The sequence below is a fragment of the Micromonospora sp. NPDC047730 genome (assembly GCF_043204765.1).
Lineage (GTDB): Bacteria > Actinomycetota > Actinomycetes > Mycobacteriales > Micromonosporaceae > Micromonospora.
Genome location: NZ_JBIDCU010000005.1, coordinates 260,822 through 283,994, shown reverse-complemented (window position 1 = coordinate 283,994; position 23,173 = coordinate 260,822). Strand labels below are relative to the sequence as shown.

Sequence of the window (23,173 nt, the reverse complement as noted above, 5' to 3'; positions counted from 1 at the left end):
TGGACGCCTATTCCCGGAAGGGGTGGCAATAGACGCGGGGCGCGCGTCGTTAGGATGAGTGCGCGACGGACGAGTCGACCGGGCGGTCGCGTCGGCGGGCTTCCGGCCCGCCGCCGAGGAACGTCCGGACTCCACAGGGCAGGGTGGTTGCTAACGGCAACCCGGGGTGACCCGCGGGACAGTGCCACAGAAAACAGACCGCCGACCCCATCGGGGACGGTAAGGGTGAAACGGTGGGGTAAGAGCCCACCAGCACCCCGGGTGACCGGGGTGGCTCGGTAAACCCCACCCGGAGCAAGGCCAAGAAAGGGTTGTCATCGCAGGATGACGACCCGCGCAGACGCTTGAGGGCTGCCCGCCCGATGTCTGCGGGTAGGCCGCTGGAGCCTGCCGGCGACGGTAGGCCGAGATGGATGGCCGCCGCCGGCGCGTGCCTTCGGGCGCGTGCCGGTCACAGAATCCGGCGTACAGGTCGACTCGTCCGTCGCCCACCAGCTCAGAGCCCCGATCAAGGCTCTGAGCTGGTTCTATGTGCGGGCGTCGATGGTCGTCCTTGGTCAACTTTGGCCGGCGTTTGACGCCCTGAGGACGCCCTGACGCCCTGGAGACGCCCTGAGTGCGGGTTCAGTGGACGGCGGCTGGGGTCGGGCGAGCTGTGCCGTCGTGAGGGCATTTCCGGGGTCGGCGCCGGTGATTACGAAGTAGGGCCGGCAGCTGCGGGGAAGGGGCGGGCACGTCCTGGCGGTGGAGCTGGTACCGCGCCCCGGTGACCCGGTGGCAAGCCAGTCCCGGGGTTGGACTGGCGCGGCAGCCGGAAGCCCTGACCACTCGACCAGGCCGACCCGCCGGCTTCCGTCACGGCCTCGCTGGGGCTGGTTCCTGAGTGTGGTGGGGCGGTGTCCCGGCGGCCGTCGGTGGCTTCCCGCCCCGGCGCCGCAGGCGGCCGGGGCGGCTTGCCGCCGGCCGGGCTTGCCGCCCCGCACCGCGCGGAGCGCGGTGCCTTGATCCAAAAGAGAGCAATTCGGCAGGCCGATTACTGCTAGCTGTGTCGTGTCCCGGCTGATGCTTGACACCTGCGTCCCACCAGATGCTTGACATGATCCTCAAAGCCCTACGGAAGCCCTCACGATCCGCGATAGTGCGCGCATCCCGGCAGACGGGCGTGGTCCTACCTTCCGAGGGGCCTGGCCGGATCGCTACGGTGTCGGGCGTGATTCTGTCGGTGAGCAGTCGCGTGTTCGATGAGCCCTGGCGCCACGCGACGACGTTGGAGGAGAAGGCTCGACTGGTTGCGCTCACGATGGACCGGCTCCCGTCTGACGATCTTGCCTGGTTCGGCATCGCCGACCGGCCAGTCAGTTACGACGATCTGGCGTCGGACACCTGGCTCGCCGTCGCGGTCAACAAGACGGCTGGCTACGGAGCCTTGATGTGGTGCGTCGACTCCAGCAGCCCGAGACGCGGCGGCATCTATGAGCACGTCTGGCTGACCGACAATCCAAGACCACCGAAGGTCGACCCCCAGGTCGTGGCGAACCCCGACGCCGGACTGATCCACATCCCGCGCAGCACGCTGCCCATACCCCAGATTCGTCTAGCCGTGGAAGAGTTCTGCTACGGGGACGCCGGCGACCGGCCGGAACGAGTCCGCTGGGCACGCGGCGACCTGAACGGCCACCGCCACGACTGAGCCGGACACGTCAGCCGATGGCCCAGGCCCACCAGCGTTTGGAGCCGCGCGCCAACATTAACTCATCGGTAGGTCGCCGCCTGCCGCCGTTGCTCGGTTGTCGCAGCATGCGACCGGAGTTCTCCCAGTAATCAAGGCCGACCGTCAAGTATGTCCTGGGACGGATTCGTCAAGCATGTGGTGGGACTAGACAGATTACTGCTAGCTGATGGGTGGGAAAAAGCCGTACCGGCCCAGACTCTTCTGCTTGGTGAACCGGTGCACAAGTGCTGCTTTAGAGAGCTGTGCGGGTGGCGTGGTGTTTTCGATGACGATCGTCTGAGCCGCAACTTCGCTGTCGAGGTAGCGGTAGAACGCCGCAGCGACATCGGAGCTTACATACTCCTCTTCGTTCGCGCTCTTGTTTTCGGCTTCGGCCGCCTCCGGCTGCCGGTAGGTTACAAGTGGCGAGTCGAGCACGGTGAAGCCGGGGTGCGGTAGGCCGTGTTGCCGGCAGTATTCCGAAAGCGCGAGAGTGAAGCCGGCATGGATCACAGAACGCATGCCTTTTCCGCGTGTATGACGCGGGCGGTTATCTACGAGAAGATCGTCGCGCTCGACGTCGAATGCAACGGTTCCGTTCGTTTCGACGCCCCATTTGTCCAGCAGTTGTCGGATGATTTCCGCGAGGGCCTGCAGCGACGCTGGGCTAGGCCACTTTTTCGCTGGAACAACGTCTTCCGGTTCGCCAAGTACTGCGAAGGTGGAGGCCAGCCGCTCGATCTCCTCGATTTGTTCGTAGGTAGCGAGCATGTGATTGACCTGTGACTGCTTAGCGTATGCGGAGGCTAACTCCTGTTGTGTTGGACCGATCTCCCCTTCGAGGGCTACCACTGCGGCACGGGCAACTTCAGTGCGCTGGGCTGCCTCTGTCGCAGCAGCTTGCGCAATTTCTACCTGACTGGCTAGATCGTCCAGAGTGAGCTGTAGATCAGTTAGCAGATCGCTGGTCTTCTGCTGTTCCGCCGCAATTGCCTCCGCGAATTTTTCGGCTTCAGCTACGGCATGGCTTGGCGGAATTTGATGCTCAGTAGATGCGCCACAAAATATGCAGACGTCGGATTGGAAGAAGCCGAGGACGTTGCCCGCTTCCTGGATTGCCTCCAGCCGCGCTAAGTCGGATTGATACTGCTGACTCAGAAGTCCGAAGCGTGCGGTGACTTCCTTCATCTGGCCGATCCGGTGTTCCAGCGACCGCTGATCGTCGGCAAGTTCATTCTGAGCACGAATCAAGCTGTCACGCCTGACGAGTACGTCCTCTAACGTTGGAGTTAATTCGGCGATGGTTCGGCTGAGTGCTTCGTTCTGCCTGTGAAGCTCTGCAACTGACGCTGATCCTTCTACAGAGCGATAAAGCGCACTAAGGACCTGCTGTAGAACTTCATGCTTGCCTTTACTAACCTTGCGAACATCGTCGGATACTGCGGCCTCTAAGTTAGAGTCGTCTTCGCCTTCGAGCATCACGCGTAGGAGCGAAAGCTCGGTCGTGGCGTCGGTTCTGCTTGCGGTGTGATATGGCGGCGTCAGAGCCACCATCTGTCCTTCGTGGACTACGAAGAGTGGGGCTAGCTTGCGCAGCGTGAGTTCCACTACTTGGTTCTGTGCGTTCTTGCGCAAAACTTTGCCGTGCAGCCCAATGCGGTCGAGGAGGAACGCCGATACTGTGTTCCTCTGGCCCTTAGTGTGTTTGGCCTTGAGTTCAACTGTCGGCGGAGACTGGGGGATTTCCTTTAGGAGAGTGTTGTAGACCCTTACGGTTCCACCGGATAGTGATCGGACTAAAGTTAAGTCTTCTTCATCCACCCTCAGGCCGAGGAGAACCGAGGAGTAAGGCTCTGCCTCGCGGATCGGTCGTAGTTGGGAACTTCCCATCGCGAAATCGATAGCATCGACTATGAACGACTTGCCGGTGTCTGATGCGCCGTAGATTACGGTAAGGCCGGGGCTGAAGTCGACGGTTGCCGGTTCGGCGTCTTTCCCTACAAACGTCAGGTGAGTAAGAGTCATCCCAGCCATCACTGAACCTCGCTGGTTATAGGCGGGTGACTATCAAATTCTTCAACCCAGCGCCCGAGTGTTGCACGCATTCTTTGGCGCATCTCTGCGTGTGTATCGTAAGCGAATTCTTCGGCAATCCACTGGGCTGTTTCGACGAGTCGCGTCACATACGAGGACTCAAGGACACCGACGAATGCCGCAGCGTTGTCTGCAGCTCTGTACCCCATCCCGTCTGTACTCATCACAAGGTCTACCATGCCGGCCCTCATCATGAGTAGTAGTCCGTCCTCTAGTATTGCCCTTTTAATGCCGATCTCGCCTGATCGCATGGGAAGGTCCGGGTGGATGCTTGTCGGGCCGCCCAAGTCACCGCTGTGGACAAGGCTATGGTCGAGCAGAACTAACGTGTCGACGTCGAGAGTTCGGGGATATGTTGCCGTTAAGATGATCACGGCTCGTAGTCCGACCTCGACTGGGCTATTGAGTGGGCCTCTCATGTGCGCCTGCACCACCTGAGCTTTTCGTCATTGGCTAGCTGGTGGCACATGCCCTTCCGGTCTACGGTTGTTGCAACCGTGATCAGGGCATTCGACGTGATCTCCAAGTCCATCGAGGCCTGAAGGACCGCGCCCAGGCGATCATAGCCCGATTCATGGTTCCCATCATGAATCTCGATCACGCCTTCGTAAACCTCGTTTTGAAGGCTGTCAAAAGTTTCACCTGGCACGCTGTCACGGGAAAACGTTCGGAGGGCCTCGGCGCTGTAAAAGGCGACTCTCTGTCGGCGGATATGGCGACTCGCCTCAGGGTGTTGCAACGCGTCGGCAGTGGAAGAGATCGCGTCGCCGTACCTTTCGCGGTGCACATCCAAAAGTTGTTCAAGGTAGCGGGTTTCACTTGGGTGAGGATCGGCAGGGGGCGGGGGCGCGGCCGGTCGCGGCGGAAGGCCGCCACCGAACTCCCTGATGTAGACCGGTGTCCCCGCTAGGTCGCTGAGCACCTCTTTTAGATCCTGTGTGTTGAAGATGCTGAAATCGGTCGTCTCGGCGGCTGCTCGGATTTTCGCCGTCATGGCGGGGTCTAGACCTGGCAGTAATGCGGCATTTTGGTCAAGGTGCGTTATGAAACCAGCTTGGAGTAGGCCAGGGTGGTTTAGCTTGTTGCTCAGTGGTGTGCCGCACCCCCGTGGGGCTACAAATCGATATTTCCGGGGAAGAATGTAATGCCTTTCGATTACGCCCTTTAGAATCTTTGCTATCTCGATGTATGCGTCCCGCGGGGCAAGGGGCTTGCTGTAGTGCTTGCACTGGAAGCAGTCCCACTCGCCTTCATAGCCTCGGCTCGTGACAAATGCTGCAACGTCGACGCCGTGGTCGTTGGCGCCGCCCATACGCTCTACCTTGGCGTACTTAGGCGTTAATGTGGCGACCCATTCCTCGACGAACTCTTCCCACTGGTTCGGCTCGTAAGTGAAGATTATCTGCCGTGGTGTCAGCCGGCGTCCCGCGAGTACGTCGGCGACGGTCATTACGCGGGTGCGGGACCCGGTCGTCGGAGCGACCTCGGGCTCTTCTGCCGCCGGTCGCGCCTCAGCCATCGACACCAGGCACCCCCGTATGTCTGGACATGTGATCTCTCTCGCGGGTCCACACAGGGTAGCGGATCAAGCGCCTCGTGTAGAAGTCCAAGCTGAGGCCGTCGACCAACGGTGAAGAGGGCATGCGGGGCAGCATGTCTGGCTGCGTGACCTTCGGACCTGGAAGATCGGGCCTAGCCTCACTGTGGTCACCGGTCAAGTTTTCCGGCGTGCATGACTTGCAGCCCCTCCCTCTGCACGAAGACGCTGCGGCGGGCGGCGGCGTCTCCCCTGTGGTCGAGTTCGTAGCCGTCGAGCCATGTCCAGCGGTCGTAGGTTGGCCAGTCGAGTACGCGTATGACGCGAAACATGATGGGGTTGATGAACTGCACGCTCGCGGCTCGGGTGAGGTGAACGACGTCCCCGGCCTTTGGGAGGGTCACAGCCATCGGGCGTTGTGTGCGCGGAGTCGCCAAGGCCAACTGAGGGACAGGGCTGGGCGGGCTGCAGCATCGGTTATGAGCAGCACGTCACCGGCTTTCACGGCGGCTCTTCCTGTCTCGCCAGGCGCGTAGGGTCTCGCCGGCCGCCGACAGGCGTGGGCATCCGTCGTCGGAGCACTGCCGGCAGGTGGCGCGGTTGTGGAAGTCGATGACGTTGCCGGCCATCAGGACGAGGAACGGGGGCTCTGGCTGCCGCTGCGGGATCGACATGGCCTACCTCTGGTTGAGGCGCGTCGAGGTGCTCCTGGAGCGCCAAAGTCCTGCCTTGGTCATCAGGGGAGGCTCTGGTGCGGGGACGGCGGCGCGACCAGTCCATCTCTGCGGCTCCCGGCCATACCTGGATGGGGCTGGCTCACCGGCTACGTAGTCGACAGGCTGGCCGGGGCGTTGGAACCACTTGAACCTAGTCATGCGTAAAGGGTAAGCGACTAGCGGCGGCGCTAACTAGGTGTCCATCAACTTGACTCACGCCTAGTCGGCGTGTGCCTAGCGTCAGTGTCATGGGCAAGAAGCTGCGACTGGTGGGTTCGGGGGAGATCCGGACCATGCTCGGTGGCGTCTCGCGCCAGCGCGTTTATCAGATCACCAACCGGCGCGACTTCCCGGAGCCTGTAGCCACGCTCCAGATGGGCAACGTCTGGCTTGCCGAAGACGTTGAAGCGTGGATCGCTGCCAAGCGTGGGGACCTGGACTAGCTCCAGGGCGGCTGCACCGCGACCCCGGGCCAGGGGGTGAACTGACGGCACGAGAAACGCCCCGGTGACGATCTCCCGGGGCGCTCGTGTGCGGTGTTGTGGTGCTACAGCTCGTCGACGGCGAAGGCGGTCACCAGTTCGGCCATGCTGTCGATGACGACATCGGCGGCGGCGAACCGCTCGCGCTTGCCGGGCTTGTTGGCGTACCCGACGGCGGCGACCCCGGCGGCGTGGGCGGCCTCGATGTCGCTGACCGAGTCACCGACCAGGACGCATTCCGCCGGCTCCGCGCCCAGCTCACGCACGGCTGCCAGCACCGGGAACGGGTCCGGCTTCATCCGCTCGGGTGCGGCCTCGGGGCGGCCGATGACCGGGTGCACGTACGAGGTGAGTCGGCGGGCGCTCAGGTAGGCGTGGACGGAGTCGGCGGAGTTGTTGGACACCACGGCGACTCGGCGGCCGGTCTGCTGGGCGGCGACGATGACTTCCCGGCCGTACGGGGTCGGTTCGGCGGTGCGGGCCGCGGTGACTTCCTCGCGGGTCATGGCCTCGTCGACCAGGCGGACGACGGTGGGGCGCCCAAGGGTGGCGGTGAAGCGGAGCACGGCGAGCGGGTCGCGTTCGGCCAGGATCTCGGGCGGCAGGGTGACGGCCTGGTCGACGAGCAGCCGGCGCAACGCATGGGCGACGGTCGACGCGGAGTGCTGGGCGAAGATGCTGCACACGGGGCCGTCGAAGTCGAGCAGGATCACGCGGGCGCGGTCGATCACCTTGGCGACGTCGGGGGCGGTCACGAGGCGTACTCGCGGGCGATGGTGCCCCACATGCTGTCGAACCAGGCGCGGGCCTGCTCGACGTAGAGGGCGTCATTGCTGCTGTCCTCGTCGCTGGGCGTGAACGGGAAGAGGATCGCGTCCTTGCCCATCGCGTCGTAGATCGCCATCGGCTTGCCCTCGACGGAGACGGTGTGCTCAACCACCGGGTAGAAGCCGAAGAACGCTTCCTGCTCGTTGATGATGAAGAGCTTGAACAGCGGGGCGGCCCTGTGGACGCGTACCTCGGTGGTGGCGGTCTTGACCAACCCGAGGTCGGCAAGTTCCTGGACGGCGTCGGTGAGTGCGTGAATCGAGCGGTCGGTGATGCGGCGGGCTCGGGCGCGGATGCCGGGGTCGTCGGCCTGGTCCTCGGCGCGGCAGGGGATCGCCATCGGTGCGGTCATGTCGGAGATCAGGACCCGTACCCGGATGGACTCCGGGGTGAGGCGCCCGATGCGGACCTTGTCCAAGGTCTCCTGGATCGCGTTGTACATCGTCTCTCCGGAGAAGCCGGCGAAGTCGATCGTGACGTTCGTGGCCTCGAACGCTCGTTCGATGTGCGGCCGGAGTCCGACCGGGCGTTCCGTGTTGGCGCGGACGAAGGTGCCGCTGCCCTGACGGGTGACGATCAGGCGTTCATCTTGCAGCTTCCGTAGGGCAGCTTTGATCGTCTCGCGGGCGACGCTGAACCGCTCGACGAGGTCGTGTTGTGACGGCAACTTCTCGCCCGGTGCGAACTTCCCTGTCTTGATCTCTGCGCGAAGTGTGGCCGCGATCTGTTGCGACGGCGTGCGCGGGTCGTCTGGGTCAAGAGCCATGAAGGGACGGTACCGCTGACTAGCCAGGCTAGGAAAGTTTCGACACTGTCGTTGACATGACTAGCCAAGCCGGCCTACCTTTGATCCACACCACCTGACTAGTCAGGACAGTCAGGTGAAGTCAGGAGGTTGAGCTATGGCTCTGCGTGGCGGTACGAGGTTCGCCGTGCGTTGTGAGGACGTGTTCCCGGCGGGGTGCGCGTTGGTGCCCGAGTCGCTGGGTGAGGTGGAGGACTACGACGAGAAGACCGGCCGGCGTAGCCCGGCGAAGGACAAGTTGACCGGCCAGCGGGTGTGGCAGGTCCGCGTGATGGACCTGGACCCGGAGCTTGGCAAGCGGTCGCGGGAGACGACGGTGAAGATCTCGGCGGACTACCAGCCTGTTCCGCCGACGGGTGCCCCGTTCGAGGCGGTGGAGTTCGAGGGCATGACGGTCACGCCGTACGTGTCGAACAACGGTCGGATGGCGTACTCGCTGCGGGCGACCGGGATGCGTGCCCCGGCGGGCGTGGCCGGTAAGGCGGCGGCGTAGCCGCATCTGGTGGGGGCGGGGCTGTCAGGTCTTGGCGGACGGCAGCCCCGCCCTCTGTCTCTTCCCCCTGCTCTGTCGAGAGAGGTAGTGACGTGTCCAAGGGTAGGCGTCGGGCTGGCCGTGGCTGGCCCCGGTGTGGTGTGTGTCAGGTCCGGTTCGATCCGGTCAGCGGTGCTGACGGCCGTTGTGGTGTCTGCGTCGGGCAGCTCGTTCTTCCGTTCCCTCCGGTCCGTGACGCGTCGGGGCGGTTCGTGTCGCTGCGGGGTGCCAAGTGATCGGGCGGCCTCGCGGTGAAGTGGTGATGACCTCGGCCGGGGATTTGCTGGTGATCCGGCCCAAGCGGTTCGAGTTGCCGGTCTGGGCGGCGCTGCTCTGGCTGGTGCTGCGTTGGTCCGGGCGGGCGCTCTGGTGGTGCCTGCGTCACCCGGTGGCCACCGTCTCGGCCGTGCTGGCGCTTTGGCTGTACGCCGAGTTCGGCTGGTCCGGCCTGGTGGTGCCGCTCGTCGTGGCGTCGGCGGCCTCGGCGGTGTGGCGCTGGCGGGATGAGTCGTCCTGGTGGGCCTGGCTGGCGGGTCCACTGCTGGGTTCGTTCCGGCGGGTGTTCGTCTACCGGCGGGTCTGGCGTGAGGCCATGACGCTGTGCGGGCTCGCCGAGACGTACGACCACCGCAAGGTTCTGCCCGAACTGCTGCGGGTCCGCTCGGATCAGGCGCTCGACGTGCTGACCGTCCGCATGGTGCGGGGCCAGACGCCGGAGCAGTTCCAGAAGGCGAGTTCCCACCTGGCGTACGCCTTCGGCCGGCGGCACGCCCGGGTCTACGCGGAACGTCCCGACGAGGTGCCGACCCGGACCGGTCGGGGTGCCTGGCTGCTTCGGCTCGTCGACCGGGTGCGGTACCGGGACCGGCCGACCGTCGTCTACCTGGCGTTGGTGCGTACCGATGCGTTGCGGACGGTGGTTCCGCCGTTTCCGGTGCCGGCGGTGCCGGACTTCACCGCGCTGCCGCTGGCCCGGCGGGAAGACCTGCGTACCTGGTCGCTTCACCTGCTCGCGACTCACGTCCTAGTCGGCGGTGCCACCCGATCGGGGAAGGGCTCGGTGCTCTGGTCGCTCGTCCGGGTCCTCGGCGGCGGGATCGCCTCCGGTCTGGTGCGGCTATGGGTGATCGACCCCAAGGGCGGGATGGAGTTCGCGCTTGGTCGGCCGATGTTCGCCCGGTTCGCCTGCAAGTCGTTCGAGGCCATGGCGGATCTGTTCGACGAGGCCGTGACCGTCCTGCGTGAGCGTCAGACCCGGTTGGCCGGAACGGTCCGGGTGCACACCCCGACTGAGGCTGACCCCCTGGTCGTGGTCGTCGTCGACGAGATGGCGGCGCTGACGGCTTACCTCCAGGATGTCGACCTGCGGAAGCGCATCGCGTCCTCGCTGGGGCTGTTGCTGTCGCAGGGTGCCGGCGTCGGGGTCCTGGTCGTGGCCGCGTTGCAGGACCCGCGCAAGGAGGTGCTGCCGTTCCGGGACCTGTTCCCGACTCGCATCGCGCTCGGCCTCACTGAGGCGTCGCAAGTCGATCTGGTCCTTGGCGACGGCGCCCGCGACCGGGGTGCTCTGGCCGACCAAATGCCCCGATGGGCCAAGGGCGTCGGCTACGTGATTCTCGACGGTACCCCCGACCCGATGCGCGTCCGGTTCTCGTACATCAGCGACGACGACATCCGCGACATGGCGCGGCAGTACCCGGCGCCGGTCGACGCGGCGGACATCCTCGCCCAGGTCGGCCGGGAAACCGCCCCGGAACCGGTACGCCTTCCGCTGCCCCGCAAGCCGTCCGGGCCGCTACTGCCTGATGCGCTGCGCAACCTCCTCGACCGGGACAGCGGGGGTGATCCGCGGTGACCGCCACCTCGAACGGCCGCCGGTTCTACCGGCTCCGTACCCCCGACCCAACTACCGCCGTCTCCGTCCGGGTCGACCCCGAACGGCCTGACCCGTACCCGGTCTATCTGGCGGTCGGTGCGGGTCGGCGGCGAATGTCCCTGACCCCCGACGAGGCGTGGGCGCTGTGGCGCTGCCTCTCCGAAGCGGTCGCCGCGCTCGGCACCCCGCCCGACTACATCCGCACCGACATTCGACCGGCCCGGAGGTGACCGCCGTGACTCCCCTCATCCGTTTGACCAACCGCCTTCGGCGTCCGCTTCACATCCAGCTCGTCGGGCCGGCCGACCAGACCGCCGCCGCGCTGCGCGGGCTCGCTCACTTCATCAACCGCCGCCGCGACATGGACGGCCGGCGCATTCGGATCGACGTGACCATCCGCGAGAAGGCGAAGGGGGAGCAGCGATGAGCCAACGAACCGAATCCGCCGTACGCCTGGTGATCCTGCTCGCCATTGGCACGATGGCCGGCGCCGCCGCCTTCACCCACGTGCACGACCTTTCCGTTGCCCACGGTCAGCCGCACTGGATCGGCTGGGCCAACGCCGTAGCGGTCGAGCTGATGGCGATCTACCTCGGCCTGGAGATCCGTTCCCGTCGGCGCACCGGTCGCCCCGTCGGCCTGGTCGGCTCGCTCCTGGTGGCGTTCGCGCTCCTGTCGCTCGCGGCCCAGGTCGCAGAAGCCGAGCCATCGGTGTGGGGCTGGATCGTGGCGGCGGTGCCGTCGCTGGCCTTCCTCGCCCTGGTCAAGGTCGTCCTGTCCAACGCGCCGGTCACCCCGCCGGCTGACGAGCCAGACCAGCCGACCGCGTACCGGTACGAGGAACCAGCACAGGCCACCGACGCCGAACCGATCCGCCCGGCTGAGCCGACGCCGGCCGTCCCCGCCCCGGCAGCGGTCCTGCCTCCGCGTGGCGTCGTTCAGTCCAACCGGCCACACGTCGTCGGGATCATCCGATGACTGCCCCGACCCTGCCCGGCCTCGCGCCGGCCGCCCCGACTCCGGTTGCTCCTCGGCCGGGGTCGCGGGCGGCCCGCATGGCGCTTCCTCGCTCGGTCGACGTGCTGAAGGAAATTGCGGCCGAGTACGGCGTCTGCGTCCGGCCGCTCGCCATGCGGCGCACGGATCTCGACACCGGCCGAACCGAGGTCATCGACCTGCCCTGCGGCGCGACGCGTGAGGACAAGTGCGCGCCGTGCGCGAAGAAGAACCGCCGGCTGCGACAGGCCCAGATCCGCGAGGGCTGGCACCGGGACGACGAGCCGCTACCGCCCCCCGAACCCGCGACCGAGGAACAGAAGGCGCTGATCCTGCTGCGCGGGCACCTGGAGTTCTCCCGCGACGAGGCGTCCCGTGCGTGCCAGTGGGACCAGGTCGCCGACCTCGACGAGGCGATCACGGAGGTCGAAGAGGCGATTACCGCCGAAGGTCTGCGCGGCCGGGTCGCGCCCCCGCACTCGACCGGCGACGAGGACCAGGGCGACGAGGATAACGGCCGGCGCCGGAAGCGGTCGACCAAGCGGCGCCAGGATGCCCCGGACCTGCCTCGACGCAAGGTAGAGCGGCGAACGGTCGGCAAGACGTACACCGCCCCGGACGGGTCGACCTACCGGCCGTCGATGTGGCTCACGCTGACGCTCGACTCGTATGGGCCGGTCCGTCCCGACGGCACCCCGGTCAACCCCGACCGGTACGACTACCGGCGGGCCGCCTGGGACGCGGTCCACTTCCCCCGGCTGCTCGATCGGTTCTGGCAGAACTTGCGGCGGTGTGAGGGCTGGAACGTCCAGTACGCGGGCTGCGTCGAGCCTCAGCGCCGTCTCGCCCCACACGCGCACTTCGCTATAAGGGGGACCGTCCCCCGGGACATCCTGCGCACCGTTGCGGCGGCGACGTACCACCAGGTGTGGTGGCCCTCGGTCGACGTCCAGCGGTACACCGCCGACCGGCCGCCGGTATGGGACGAGGACGCTTCGGCGTGGGTCGACCCGGACACCCGCCAGCCGTTGACCATCTGGGCCGAAGCGCTCGATGCGATCGACGAGGATCCGGACGCGGAACCGGTGCACGTGGTCCGCTTCGGCGCCCAGGTCGACGCGCGTGGTGTCATGCCCGGCACCGAGGATGCGGAACGCACCATCCGGTACGTCACGAAGTACATCACCAAGCACACCGGCGACTGCCACAAGGCGACCACCTCCCGGCAGCGTGCCCACCTCGACCGGCTGTGGCAGGAACTGCGCGTCACCCCGTGCACCGATCGATGCGCGAACTGGCTGCTCTACGGCGTCCAGCCGAAGAAGGCACACGCCAAGCTCAGGCCGGGCCGCTGCAAGGGCAAGGTGCACCAGCGGGACACCCTCGGCATCGGCGGCCGGCGCATCCTCATCTCCCGTGACTGGTCGGGCAAGACGCTGACCGACCACAAGCACGACGTACGGGCCTGGGTGCGGGCGCTGCTCGGCGTCACCGTCGGCCTGGATGGCGTCGACGATCAGGGCGCCACCGTCGAACCGGTCCGGCACGCCTGGGAACTCGCCCGGCCCGACGATCCCGACGTGCCTGCCATGGCGCACCGGCTCCTGCGGTCGATCAGTGAACGCGCCCGCTGGCGCTCCGAGCTGCTCGCCGCGAGGGACCGTGCCGCACAGCCGCCTTCGAGCACATCACCGGACGCACCGACGCACGACACGGGGGAGGGGTAGCAATGAAGACGGTCGACGAGCTGTGGACGATCCGGGACGTGTCGGCGTACCTGCGGGTGCCCGCTGAGACGCTGTACCGCTGGCGCAAGGTCAAGTACGGTCCGCCGGCAGCCCGGGTCGGTCGACACCTGCGGTACGAGCCGGATTCGGTCCGGGCGTGGGTACGTGAGCAGGCGGCGGCCTGATGGGGCACGTGGAGGACCGCTGGTACAAGACGCTGCGTCATCCGAACGGTCGGCCGGAGCGGGTCAAGACGGAACTGTTCGGCAAGGGACTGCGCTACCGCGTGCGCTACATCGGGCCGGACGGCAGGGAACGCAAGAAGTCCTTCCCGGACCGGGCCAAGCGTGAGGCTGAGGCGTTCCTTGTCTCGACCGAGACGGACAAGCTCCGGGGCTCCTACGTCGATCCGCTTGCCGGCCGGATGACCTTCGCCGAGTACGCCGAAACCTGGCTCCGCACGCGCTCCTTCGACGAGTCGACCCGGGAGAGCACGGAGTTCCGGGTACGCAAGCACCTGCTCCCGTTCTTCGGCTCTCGGCAACTGGCATCGATCAAGCCGGGCCACATTCGGGAGTGGGATGCCGCGATGGTCGGCAAGCTGGCTCCGGCAACCCGGGCCGTGGTCTTCGCGCACCTGCGGACCATCCTCGGTGCGGCCGTCGACGACGAGCGGATCGCCAAGAACCCCTGTTCGGCAAAGTCGGTAACGCCGCCGCGACCGGTTCAGCGCCGCGTGGTGCCCTGGCGGTACGAACAGGTTTCGGCAATCCGCGGTGGCCTCGCCCAGCGGTACCGCGCGATGGTCGACCTGGGCGCCGGCTGCGGGCTGCGGCAGGGCGAAATCCTGGGGCTCGGCGTCGACGACATCGACCTTGACGCGGGTTGGGTCCACGTCTCACGTCAGGTCAAGCTCGTCCGCTCCCGGCTCGTCTTCGGCCTACCCAAGAACGACCGTGACCGTCGGGTGCCGCTGCCGGACTCCGTCGCCCTGGTGCTGCGGCAGCACATCGAGGACTGCGTCCCCGTGGCGCTCACCCTGCCGTGGGAGAACCCGGCCGACGACGAGCGGGTCACGGTGCCGCTGCTGTTCACCACCACCCGACGCGGTGCGATCAACCGGCGCACCTTCGACGACAAGAGTTGGCGCCCCGCCGTGCTGGCGGCCGGCATCACGCCGACCCGAGCCACCGGGATGCACGCGCTGCGTCACTTCTACGCCTCGTCGCTGCTCGACGCGGGGGAGAGCATCAAGGCCCTTGCGTCTTACCTCGGGCACGCCGACCCTGGCTTCACGCTCCGGGTCTACACCCATCTGATGCCGGCCAGCGAGGAACGCACCCGGCGCGCGATTGATGATCTGTTCGCGGCATCGTAGAGACCGAACGCGCCGCACTCGGGATACTTCGACAGGCAGGATTCGAGCAAATGGACCGACACGCCCTCCGACCTGGTAACCATGTCGATCTTGCCTGCGAAGCGGTCGAGTGGATGGACCGGGCCTTCTTCCCGGCCGTGGTCCGGGTCGTGTTTACCGATGCACAGGGCCGCGCATGGTCGCTCGTCGACAAGGCGCCGATCTTCGGTATCGACCTTGATCCTGAGTCAGCGTTGCCGAACCCGGCTGCGGTGCGGTGCATCGTCAAGGAGTTCCGGGATAAGTCCGATGCCTCGTCTTTGCCGCTGGTCCTGGTGTCGACGGAGCCCGACGGCGTAGCTGCCGAGGACGGAACGGCCACCTTCCTCGTGTCCTCGGACCTCTTAAACCCGGCGGCCAGATAGTGGCGTTGTGATTACGCCGGTTGTAGCTGAGTGGCCATCGTCGAGGTTCCCTGAATTTCGCCAGACGCCCTGGCGACGCCCTGAGCGGGTACCTGGCGAATGAAACGCCTGCTCAGGGCGCGTGTTCCGTTCATAATCCGGCGTACAGGTCGACTCGTCCGTCGCCCCCAGGTCAGCCGCCAACACATGGTGGCTGACCTGCTGTTTCTTCGGGTGCTGCTGGTCAGCTCTGGTCGGCGTTTGACGGCCCCGACGGCCCAGACGGCCCAGTGGCGGCCAGCTCGACGCGTGGGCTACCTGTAGACGCGTTGACCACGCCAGCGTCGTTGCTGACCCGTTTTAAAGTCCGGCCATGAACCGTCGACGGCCAAGCCGAAACCTCCTGCGGGTGTTCTCGGCGTTCAGTCTGGTCTTTGCGATTGTCCTCACGGCCCTGGCCACATGGTCGATCACAGACGAGCGTCGGGGATCAGAGGCAGTCGCCGAGGTGATGGACGTCGAGCATCGCGGAGCGAGAACCTTCCTGACAGTTCAGTTCACTACAAATCGCGACGAGGTGTGCGAATCCGTTCTGCGCGTTACGGTCGATGCAAACCGGGCTGTTACTATCGGTGAGTACATCCGCGTCCACCACGCCGAGGGCGACCCATGCCTCAGGGTGCGTGAGGCTGGCGATCAATCTGGATGGTTGATCATCCTCGTCGCGGTGGTACTTCTGATCACGTTTACCATCCTGACCTACGTCGCGTGGCGTCGGCCCCGACCGCCGCTCCCACTTCGATACGCGGGCATGCCCTAACGAGACGGACGAGGTCGGTTTGAGCCGGACCCAACGTCAGACGTTGAGGCGGAACTTAGATCGGCTATCCGGTCACCAGCAGCGATGCTTCTCGACGCCTGCTCAGGCGGCGTCTCGGGCTGCCATGGTTGGTCGATACTTCACGACATTTCACGGTGTCTTGTGCCCCTGTGTGCCCCACACCCCCGCAGCCTGCAAAAGATGACGTGCCGGCGGCCCGGCCCCTTAGCCGCTGACTCGCTGAATCACGGCCACGAAGGCATAGAACACTCCCACCCAGGCAGCCACTTGTCCGGCGCGGAAGAATCCCGTCCCGGCTTGGAGGAATCTGATCCTCGCCTGCTGCTCAGCCTCGTCCGGGCTCATGGTGATGCCTCCCGCGCTGATGTTCAATCCGGTCGTTGATGTTGCCGGTTCCGCCCCACGAAGTGAACCCACCGATCGTCCTGAGGGTGCCGGGACGACCTGACGTCTTCGTCCTGAGCACTGCCCGACGATCTTCGGCCACGGCTTGGCACCGACTTCTTCCGTGTGAAGGAATGATCAGCCGTCGATGAGCTGGGGAGCAGTAGGGGTGACCTGCTGGAACGGTCCGCCCCCGTTCTATGAGCGTCCAGCGTTGGCCGCGTCGTCGTCACCCAGTTGGTCACCCGACCGGTCGGCCGGACTGAGGCGGAGGGCGTTCTGGCGCGTATGCCGTAGCGTCGATGGCATGAAGCCAGTGGTGGTGTCCCTCATAGCGTTCGCCGCGTTACTGATCGCGACGTTCGTCTTCGTTGGCTGGCGTGACCGAAAGCGTCTCTCCTCGCCCGAGGACTCGGCTTCGGCCCGCGATGCCAGGTCTACGCAAGAGCGGTACGCGGCAGAGCGTCACGCCGTCCAAGGTGAGGTATGGCGGCGCGGCCAAAACCCGCCTAGCACCTGAGCGAGCCTCGCGCGAGCAGGAAGCCCCGACCGAGCCATCCCGTCTGCTGCCGACCCGCCCTCCAAGTGCCCGGCCCGCCACGTCAAGCGGACCTTGACGCACGTACGGACGCTGCCGGCACAGCCTGGGTCGGCTCTCGTGTCACGGACCGCGCCCCCGGCGGACACCGCCACAGTGGCGCAGTTGACCCAACCTCGCCCGGCACGGACCCGGCTCCCAGGGTCGGAGCTGGCCACCGGCGGCCGCCCCTCCCCTCCCAGGTGAGCGGTTGACCTGACCCTGAGCGGCTGTGGAGCTGGCTCCTGGACGACCGGCATGCCTACGCGCGGCCACCGCCCCCATGCTTGGGGCTTGCCGCGCGGACCCGGCAGGCCCTTCCCAGCGCCGCGCTGCTCAGGCGCGGCGCAGGCCGGCTGCCGGCGAGGAACCTCCACCACTCTCCCCGCTATCCCGTCTGCAGCGGCCCCGGGCTTCCCGCTCTCCGCGCCAGCCACCGGCATCAGGCGTGACGGCCGCAGAGCGACAGCGGCAGCGGCCGGCGCGCGCGCCCAGGCGGCGGCGACCCACCCACCCCGGCAACCCAGCCACTTCGCGTCGAACGACGGTCAGTAGCCGCGGTGCCCTCGTCATCGCCGGCCAGAGGATCCACGTCGGCCTCGGCCACGCCGGTCGAACCGTCACCATCGAAGACGCCGACACCACCTTCCGCGTCCACGACGGCGACCAACTCCTGACGGAAGTGCCTCGCACGACCACCAAGCCCATCGCCCGGTTCAAGGTCCGAAGACCAGAACCGCCACGACGGACCGGCCTCCGATCAACACCATGAGAGCCTGGCCAGCATGCCGCTTCCCGACGCTGACCTGACTGCAGTCACAGCCGCTGCTTCCTCGCAGGATTGGTCCGTCCGTGCACAGGCCGGCCGCCAGTTGGCCCGATGGGCACACCGCAACGACTCCGGCGAGGTCTTGCTACGCCTGATCCTCGATCCGCACGACACCGCCGTCACCGACGCCACCAGCCAAGCACTGCTGCAACGCAACGACGCACACGGCCTGCGCCTCATCGCTCGCGCTCTCGCCACCGCCTACAACAGCGAATACGCCGATCACCTGCACGACGCAGTCACACAGCACCTACAACCCGACGGCCCGACCACCGAGTTCCTTGGCCTCTGCAACGAACTCATCGAAGACCCAGAACCAGCCACACGACTCGGAGCCAGCCACCTACGGCACATGGCCACGCCATGGATCCCGACGACTTAGCCCCTCGCGGGCTACCCTACGAACACAAAGATCGTCTAGCCGGATGTGTAACGGATCATCTGAGCACAATCCGTAATACATCAACTGGAGCCCGACGCTCGCCGGCGGCCGGCTGTGATCCGCCAGTTGATGTGCGATACAACTCCGTCAGGTGATGTGCGACAGGGCCCGGCGATCGAGGAAGGGCAGGTTAGTCGCCGACCAACGTCCTGTCACAGCCGAGAAGCGGAGCGTGGACTGGGCGCGAGGGTCTTATGGCGAGTTCGACTCCGGAGCGCTACGAGCGCCATATGTCATTGTCGCGCGGTTGAGGGAGGTTTTGCTGCGCCCGTTACGGCTATCCGTTACGGCGAAGCGATCACGAGTGGGCCCCGACGTCCCAGCGCCCACACGGTGAGCGCGAAGCAACAGAGCAACGCTCCCGTGATCGTGACCGCTGTCCAGCCGCCCGCGGACCAGAGCGTGGTCGCGGCCGCGGAGCCGATAGCAGCGCCGATGAAGTTGCCGGTGGCTAGCGCCGTGTTGAGCCGGCTGCGGGCCTCGTGGGAGAGGGCGAACAGCCGGAATCGCGTCCGTGGCAGCGACTGCCAGATCCTTGTCGCCGCCTACCGATGGGTGCCAGGCTCTTCCGATGACCTTGCTTAGCCTGATCGAGACGACCCCTGGGCAGTATTCGCTGTTGCTGGATGCGGGGACCACGCCAGTTGACGACCTGGTCCAGGATCTTGGTCACGAACCCAACGGGTACTTCTGGGAAGGTGTCGCGCAAGTTCTCGTCAGCACCGAGGCTCAGACTCTCGAAGGCCGGTTCGCCTACGACCCCGAGGGTGGCATGTTCTGCGCTTACGGCACCGATCGAGGCGCGCTGGAAGAGCTGGGAGCTCGGATGAACGTGGTCGCAACCGACGGCGAACGCATGCGGCGGCTGATCACGGACGCCGAGGCGAGCGGGTTTGAGTTCGACGACTGACAGCCAGGGTGGCTGGCGGCCTGTTTCGCGCCAGACGCCCTGGCGACGCCCTGAGCGGGTGCCAGGCGAACGAAACGCCTGCTCAGGGCAAGTTTCACCTTCATGATCCGGCGTGCAGGTCGACTCGTCCGTCGCCCACCAGGCCGGTCGCGGTCACCGGGTGGTTGCCGGGCCGCGCAGCAGGATTTCCCGTCGGCGGTTCGCCGATGGCCCCGCGTTGGCGAAAATGCCCGAGATGTCCACCTTGTGGGGGATTCTGGATTTCCGGGCGCGACGTACCCTTCTACCCCTCGTTGCCCCCGGTGTCAACAATCCACACCACGGGGGAAATTACATGAGCAAGACCTCTACGCCGCGCAGACGGGGCGGCATCTACGCGCGGCTGGCGGCGTTCGCGCTGTTGGCCGGTGCCCTGTTACTCGCGGGCGGCTCGCCGGCCACCGCCGCGTCGACGATCAACATCGAGCCGGGGAACGTGCCGACGATGGCGTCGCAGGTCACCCAGAACTGCGACCCCAACCTCGGCGGCGGGCCCTTCGCGAACGAGGACGTGTGGGTCTTCAACCTGCCGGGCAACCCGAACACCACCGGCACCTTCCAGACGGTCACCGCGACGTTCAGCACGCCGACCGGCAACGTCACGAGGACGATCCCCACCGACCCGAACAGCGCCATCGTCAACAACATGGGCACCAGCAAGGCGTGGATCCGGACCCCGGCCGGCTGGACGCTCATCAGCGCCACCGCGGTGATCTCCGGAACCGCGGACTTCTTCGTGCTCAGCAACACCTGCGCGGCGTCGAACCCGCGGGTGAACCCGAAGCTGCACCTGACCAAGACCGGATCCCCGGCCAAGGACGTCAGGGCCGGTGACGTGATCACCTACACCTACACGGTGACGAACCAGAGCACCGGCACGACCAACCCGATCACCGACATCACCATCGACGACGACACGGTCACCGGCATCACCTGCGAGGACACGTCGCTCGCGCCGGGGGAGAGCACCACCTGCACCGGCACGTACACCGTCAAGAAGAGTGACGTGAAGAACGGCAAGATCGTCAACACGGCTCAGGCGCTCGGGATGTTCGGCGAGCAGACGGTGCCGTCCAACAAGGCCACGTTCACCGTGACCACCAAGCCCGCGCCGCCGAAGCAGGTCGGCCTGTCGATCGACAAGAAGGCCCGGGTCGAGTCGGACTGCAGCAAGAAGTGTGAGAACGACGGCTACGCCGCTAAGGGCGACAAGATCTTCTACACCTACCGGGTCGCCAACACCGGCACCGCCACCATCACCAACGTCGGCGTCGAAGACCCGGCCGCCGGCGAGGTGGTCTGCAACAACACCACGCTGGCGCCGCGCACGAGCACCGACTGCCACGCCGTCAAGCCGCACGTGGTGACCAAGGCCGACGTCAAGCACGGGAAGGTGGTCAACACGGCCCGGGCGACCGGCACCTTCAAGGGCGAGATCGTGGCCTCCGACCCGGTCACCGTCACCGTCTGCATCCGGGGCGGCAAGTACGACCACCGGCACGACGGTAAGCACGACAAGGAGCTGCCGGTCACCGGCGACAACTCCGCCGTGGCCCTCTCCCTGGGCGGTGGCCTGCTGGCCGCCGGCGGTCTCCTGATCGGGGCCAGCCGGATCCGCCGTAAGGCGGGCCTCCAGCTCTGATCGGTACGGCAGGCACTCCGGGCACCGGCATCCGGCGCCCGGAGTTTCTGTCCGCACCACGGCCGGGCCGGACGACGACCCTCGGGCCCGCACGGCGTGACCTACCCCTGCTTGGCTCTCTGCCGTGCGGCCTCGTACAGCACGACCGTTCCGGCTGCCGCCGCGTTCAGCGAACTGGCGGCACCGACGATGGGGATGCGGACCATCCGGTCACTCGCCTCCTGCCAGCCGGAGCTGAGTCCGTGTGTCTCGTTGCCAACGAGAAGGAGTGTGGGGCGCGTCAGGTCATGCGCCGCGACATCCACCTCGCCATGCTCGTCCGTGCCGATGATCTGAACCTGTGGAAGGCCGGACGCACGCATTGCGGCCACCCAGTCGAGAACTTCCCGATGGCTGGCGACTCGCACGACTGGGAGGGCGAACAGGGATCCCGTGCTGGCCCGGACTGCCTTCGGATCGTAAGGGTCAGCTGCATGGCCGGTAATGATCACACCCGAGGCCCCGAAGGCGTCTGCGGAACGGATCAGAGTGCCGATGTTGCCCGGGGTCTTCGGGCGATCGAAGACCACGACAAGCATCTTCGGCCCGACCGGAATACGACCCAGGCTGTCCTCGGGCTGCGCCACCACAGCCAGCAACTCGGGCGCCTCCTCCTCCTTGCCGCCTAGTTCATGCATCAGCTCCGGTGCAAGAGCTACGCGAGTAGTCGAGACCTGATCGAGGAGGTCCCGACACCACCGGGACAGGACCTGCCGGTCGGGGTAGAGGAGAGCCCGAATCTCCCATCCCTGTTCCAGGGCCAGGGTGATCGGTCGGACCCCTTGCACCAGGAACTCCCGCAAACGCTGGCGCTTGTTGCGATTGGTCAGCAGCGCCTGCCACTGCTGGAAACTCGCGTTCCGAGTGGTGATCTTCAAGGTCTTCGCCACGGAGCCGATTCAACACCATCCGCCTGCCCACGGATCATTGCCGAGGGGGCGCGAGACGCAACCGGAGATCTCCCGTACCCGGCACTCGGCGGACGGCGCCGAGGCGGAGGCAGAGCTGTGGATACCGGTGGAGTCGGTCAGCCGCTGATCTCGGCCAGGACGCGGCGCTGGAAGGCCCGTGCCTCCGGCCCGCTCGGCGGCGGCCCGCCCGCCCGCGCGGCGATCGACCGCGCGACCAGGTCGGCGGGCCCGCCGTCGCGGGCCGCCGGATCGGCGGCCGGGCCGACGGCGGGGCCGTTCGGCCAGCCTCCGGCGGTCGGGTCCGCCGGCCAGCCGTCGGCGATCAGCCGGCGGCCGGCGTCGGCCTTCGACAGCCAGACGCCGTGGCGGACCTTCACCAGGGACCGGCAGGCGCCGAGCACCGCGTCCTCGGCCCCGGGGGCGGGACCGTCGCCCGGCGGGGTCGGCAGGGCCAGCCACCAGCGCAGCGCGTCGGTCAGCAGGCGGCGCAGGTCGGCGGGGGAGAGGTCGGCGAAGGTCTCGGCGGCCGGCGGCCCGAGCAGGGCGTGCCCGCACTGGTGCAGGATGCTGCGATCCAGGCCGTACCAGAACAGGCCGTCCCCGGCGGGCCGGTCCGCGGCGGCCCAGGTGGCCCGGAACGCCATCCGCGCGCCGGTGTTCAGCTCGACCTCGAACCCGGGCTCCGGCGTGCCGGAGGCGGCGACCGCGCGGCGGTAGACGACCAGTTCCAGCCCGCGCGCGGGGCACGGCAGGGCCTCGTGCCGCAGCCGCGCCACCAGCTCGTGCCTGCGCGCCAGGTCGAGGGCGTCCGCGCAGACCAGCGCCACGTCGACGTCGCTGCGCCCCGGCTGGTACGCGCCCAGCCCCACCGAGCCGGCCGCGTACGCCCCGACGAGGTCGTCGCCGAGGACGTCGCGGGCGGCGGCGACCAGGTCGGCGAGGTAGCGGCGCAGGGCCGGGTCGAGGTCACTCATCGGACTCGGTCCACACCGTGCCGGCAGGCAGGAACCAGGCGGCCTGCTCGGCGCCGAGGGCGTGCGCGAGGACCAGCCGGGCGTGCCGGTCCAGCTCGGGCAGCCGGTCCGGGGAGAACCACTCCACCGACACCGACTCGTCGTCGTTGACCCGGGCGTCCCCGCCCAGCAGCCGGCACTGGAAGCCGAGGTTCAGGTATTCGCAGCGGTCGCCGTGGGGATAGGTGTGCGGGTGATTGAGGACGCTGCTCAGCCGGACCGGCTCCACGTGCAGGCCGGTCTCCTCCCACACCTCGCGGACCACGGCCGTGGCCGGCTGCTCGCCCGGCTCGAGGACGCCGCTGATCACCGACCAGCGCCCGTCGTCGGCGCGCTTGCCGAGCAGCAGCTCGCCGTCGTCGTTGCGGATTACCGCGCTCACGCTCGGCAGCAGGAGCAGGCTGTGGCCGACGCGTTCGCGGATCCGCAGGATGTAGTCCGATGCACCCATCCGGCGACCCTAACCCGCCCTCCGGTCGGC

At 66.9% G+C, this 23,173-nt stretch carries 25 protein-coding genes and 1 other RNA gene; 16 read left to right on the top strand and 10 right to left on the bottom strand.

Annotation, left to right across the window (positions count from 1 at the left end):
- Window positions 1–70 precede the first annotated feature (70 nt).
- Both rnpB and ACGF5G_RS15360 read left to right on the top strand, forming a co-directional pair.
- Window positions 71–484: RNase P RNA component class A (gene rnpB, locus ACGF5G_RS15365), an RNA gene on the top strand.
- A gap of 726 nt (window positions 485–1,210) precedes the next feature.
- Complete coding sequence (locus ACGF5G_RS15360; RefSeq protein WP_250100965.1) at window positions 1,211–1,690, top strand: Imm1 family immunity protein; 480 nt, start codon at window positions 1,211–1,213, stop codon at window positions 1,688–1,690.
- 201 nt (window positions 1,691–1,891) lie between these two features.
- Here ACGF5G_RS15360 and ACGF5G_RS15355 read toward each other — a convergent pair whose 3' ends face one another.
- The 5 genes from ACGF5G_RS15355 to ACGF5G_RS15335 form a co-directional block, all read right to left on the bottom strand.
- Window positions 1,892–3,745 carry an AAA family ATPase gene (locus ACGF5G_RS15355; protein WP_393263079.1) on the bottom strand — a complete coding sequence of 618 codons (1,854 nt, stop codon included), beginning with the start codon at window positions 3,743–3,745 and terminating at the stop codon, window positions 1,892–1,894.
- Window positions 3,745–4,224: an ABC-three component system middle component 2 gene (locus ACGF5G_RS15350; RefSeq protein WP_308220779.1), complete on the bottom strand. Its 480-nt coding sequence runs from the start codon at window positions 4,222–4,224 to the stop codon at window positions 3,745–3,747. The genes ACGF5G_RS15355 and ACGF5G_RS15350 overlap by 1 nt, the downstream gene beginning before the upstream one ends.
- Complete coding sequence (locus ACGF5G_RS15345) at window positions 4,221–5,324, bottom strand: ABC-three component system protein (RefSeq protein ID WP_393263320.1); 1,104 nt, start codon at window positions 5,322–5,324, stop codon at window positions 4,221–4,223. The genes ACGF5G_RS15350 and ACGF5G_RS15345 overlap by 4 nt, the downstream gene beginning before the upstream one ends.
- A gap of 188 nt (window positions 5,325–5,512) precedes the next feature.
- Complete coding sequence (locus ACGF5G_RS15340) at window positions 5,513–5,752, bottom strand: hypothetical protein (RefSeq protein WP_393263077.1); 240 nt, start codon at window positions 5,750–5,752, stop codon at window positions 5,513–5,515.
- Window positions 5,753–5,833: 81 nt separating this feature from the next.
- Window positions 5,834–6,016 carry a hypothetical protein gene (locus ACGF5G_RS15335; protein WP_250100970.1) on the bottom strand — a complete coding sequence of 61 codons (183 nt, stop codon included), beginning with the start codon at window positions 6,014–6,016 and terminating at the stop codon, window positions 5,834–5,836.
- Between the two features lie 290 nt (window positions 6,017–6,306).
- On the opposite strand from ACGF5G_RS15335, the gene ACGF5G_RS15330 reads away from it, so the two are divergent.
- On the top strand, window positions 6,307–6,501 hold the full coding sequence (locus tag ACGF5G_RS15330; RefSeq protein ID WP_028189453.1) for an AlpA family transcriptional regulator: 195 nt from the start codon (window positions 6,307–6,309) through the stop codon (window positions 6,499–6,501).
- A 104-nt stretch (window positions 6,502–6,605) separates the two neighbouring features.
- Here the strand turns inward: ACGF5G_RS15330 and ACGF5G_RS15325 are convergent, their stop codons facing one another.
- Together ACGF5G_RS15325 and ACGF5G_RS15320 are read right to left on the bottom strand one after the other, a co-directional pair.
- Window positions 6,606–7,295 carry an HAD family hydrolase gene (locus ACGF5G_RS15325; protein ID WP_393263074.1) on the bottom strand — a complete coding sequence of 230 codons (690 nt, stop codon included), beginning with the start codon at window positions 7,293–7,295 and terminating at the stop codon, window positions 6,606–6,608.
- Window positions 7,292–8,134: a GntR family transcriptional regulator gene (locus tag ACGF5G_RS15320; RefSeq protein WP_393263073.1), complete on the bottom strand. Its 843-nt coding sequence runs from the start codon at window positions 8,132–8,134 to the stop codon at window positions 7,292–7,294. The genes ACGF5G_RS15325 and ACGF5G_RS15320 overlap by 4 nt, the downstream gene beginning before the upstream one ends.
- Before the next feature lie 136 nt (window positions 8,135–8,270).
- Between ACGF5G_RS15320 and ACGF5G_RS15315 the strand changes: the two genes are divergently transcribed.
- The 13 genes from ACGF5G_RS15315 (at window position 8,271) to ACGF5G_RS15255 (ending at window position 20,729) form a co-directional block, all read left to right on the top strand.
- Window positions 8,271–8,666, top strand: coding sequence for a transcriptional regulator (locus tag ACGF5G_RS15315; RefSeq protein WP_151453817.1), 396 nt, complete (start codon window positions 8,271–8,273; stop codon window positions 8,664–8,666).
- A gap of 301 nt (window positions 8,667–8,967) precedes the next feature.
- Window positions 8,968–10,560: a cell division protein FtsK gene (locus tag ACGF5G_RS15310; protein ID WP_393263072.1), complete on the top strand. Its 1,593-nt coding sequence runs from the start codon at window positions 8,968–8,970 to the stop codon at window positions 10,558–10,560.
- Window positions 10,557–10,811 carry a hypothetical protein gene (locus ACGF5G_RS15305; protein ID WP_393263070.1) on the top strand — a complete coding sequence of 85 codons (255 nt, stop codon included), beginning with the start codon at window positions 10,557–10,559 and terminating at the stop codon, window positions 10,809–10,811. The genes ACGF5G_RS15310 and ACGF5G_RS15305 overlap by 4 nt, the downstream gene beginning before the upstream one ends.
- Window positions 10,812–10,816: 5 nt before the next feature.
- Window positions 10,817–11,008, top strand: a complete 192-nt coding sequence (locus ACGF5G_RS15300) for a hypothetical protein (protein WP_393263069.1) — start codon at window positions 10,817–10,819, stop codon at window positions 11,006–11,008.
- Window positions 11,005–11,559 carry a DUF2637 domain-containing protein gene (locus ACGF5G_RS15295; RefSeq protein WP_393263067.1) on the top strand — a complete coding sequence of 185 codons (555 nt, stop codon included), beginning with the start codon at window positions 11,005–11,007 and terminating at the stop codon, window positions 11,557–11,559. The genes ACGF5G_RS15300 and ACGF5G_RS15295 overlap by 4 nt, the downstream gene beginning before the upstream one ends.
- Window positions 11,556–13,304, top strand: a complete 1,749-nt coding sequence (locus tag ACGF5G_RS15290) for a replication initiator (protein WP_393263065.1) — start codon at window positions 11,556–11,558, stop codon at window positions 13,302–13,304. Before ACGF5G_RS15295 ends, ACGF5G_RS15290 begins: the two co-directional genes overlap by 4 nt.
- A gap of 2 nt (window positions 13,305–13,306) precedes the next feature.
- The gene (locus ACGF5G_RS15285) at window positions 13,307–13,489 is read left to right on the top strand and encodes an AlpA family transcriptional regulator (RefSeq protein ID WP_250100979.1); all 183 of its coding nucleotides are present in this window, start codon (window positions 13,307–13,309) and stop codon (window positions 13,487–13,489) included.
- Complete coding sequence (locus ACGF5G_RS15280) at window positions 13,489–14,682, top strand: tyrosine-type recombinase/integrase (protein WP_393263064.1); 1,194 nt, start codon at window positions 13,489–13,491, stop codon at window positions 14,680–14,682. Before ACGF5G_RS15285 ends, ACGF5G_RS15280 begins: the two co-directional genes overlap by 1 nt.
- Window positions 14,683–14,732: 50 nt before the next feature.
- Window positions 14,733–15,086 carry a hypothetical protein gene (locus ACGF5G_RS15275; RefSeq protein ID WP_393263062.1) on the top strand — a complete coding sequence of 118 codons (354 nt, stop codon included), beginning with the start codon at window positions 14,733–14,735 and terminating at the stop codon, window positions 15,084–15,086.
- Between the two features lie 352 nt (window positions 15,087–15,438).
- Window positions 15,439–15,885, top strand: coding sequence for a hypothetical protein (locus ACGF5G_RS15270; RefSeq protein WP_393263061.1), 447 nt, complete (start codon window positions 15,439–15,441; stop codon window positions 15,883–15,885).
- 1,767 nt (window positions 15,886–17,652) lie between these two features.
- Window positions 17,653–18,078, top strand: a complete 426-nt coding sequence (locus ACGF5G_RS15265; protein ID WP_393263059.1) for a hypothetical protein — start codon at window positions 17,653–17,655, stop codon at window positions 18,076–18,078.
- A gap of 631 nt (window positions 18,079–18,709) precedes the next feature.
- The gene (locus ACGF5G_RS15260; RefSeq protein WP_393263057.1) at window positions 18,710–19,048 is read left to right on the top strand and encodes an immunity 51 family protein; all 339 of its coding nucleotides are present in this window, start codon (window positions 18,710–18,712) and stop codon (window positions 19,046–19,048) included.
- A 334-nt stretch (window positions 19,049–19,382) separates the two neighbouring features.
- Window positions 19,383–20,729, top strand: a complete 1,347-nt coding sequence (locus tag ACGF5G_RS15255; RefSeq protein WP_393263056.1) for an LPXTG cell wall anchor domain-containing protein — start codon at window positions 19,383–19,385, stop codon at window positions 20,727–20,729.
- Between the two features lie 101 nt (window positions 20,730–20,830).
- Here the strand turns inward: ACGF5G_RS15255 and ACGF5G_RS15250 are convergent, their stop codons facing one another.
- The 3 genes from ACGF5G_RS15250 to ACGF5G_RS15240 all read right to left on the bottom strand — a co-directional run bounded on the left by ACGF5G_RS15250 (window position 20,831) and on the right by ACGF5G_RS15240 (window position 23,143).
- Window positions 20,831–21,658, bottom strand: a complete 828-nt coding sequence (locus ACGF5G_RS15250; protein ID WP_393263055.1) for a TrmH family RNA methyltransferase — start codon at window positions 21,656–21,658, stop codon at window positions 20,831–20,833.
- Between the two features lie 137 nt (window positions 21,659–21,795).
- Window positions 21,796–22,653: a nucleotidyltransferase domain-containing protein gene (locus tag ACGF5G_RS15245; RefSeq protein WP_393263053.1), complete on the bottom strand. Its 858-nt coding sequence runs from the start codon at window positions 22,651–22,653 to the stop codon at window positions 21,796–21,798.
- Window positions 22,646–23,143, bottom strand: coding sequence for an NUDIX domain-containing protein (locus tag ACGF5G_RS15240; protein WP_393263052.1), 498 nt, complete (start codon window positions 23,141–23,143; stop codon window positions 22,646–22,648). The genes ACGF5G_RS15245 and ACGF5G_RS15240 overlap by 8 nt, the downstream gene beginning before the upstream one ends.
- Window positions 23,144–23,173 lie beyond the last annotated feature (30 nt).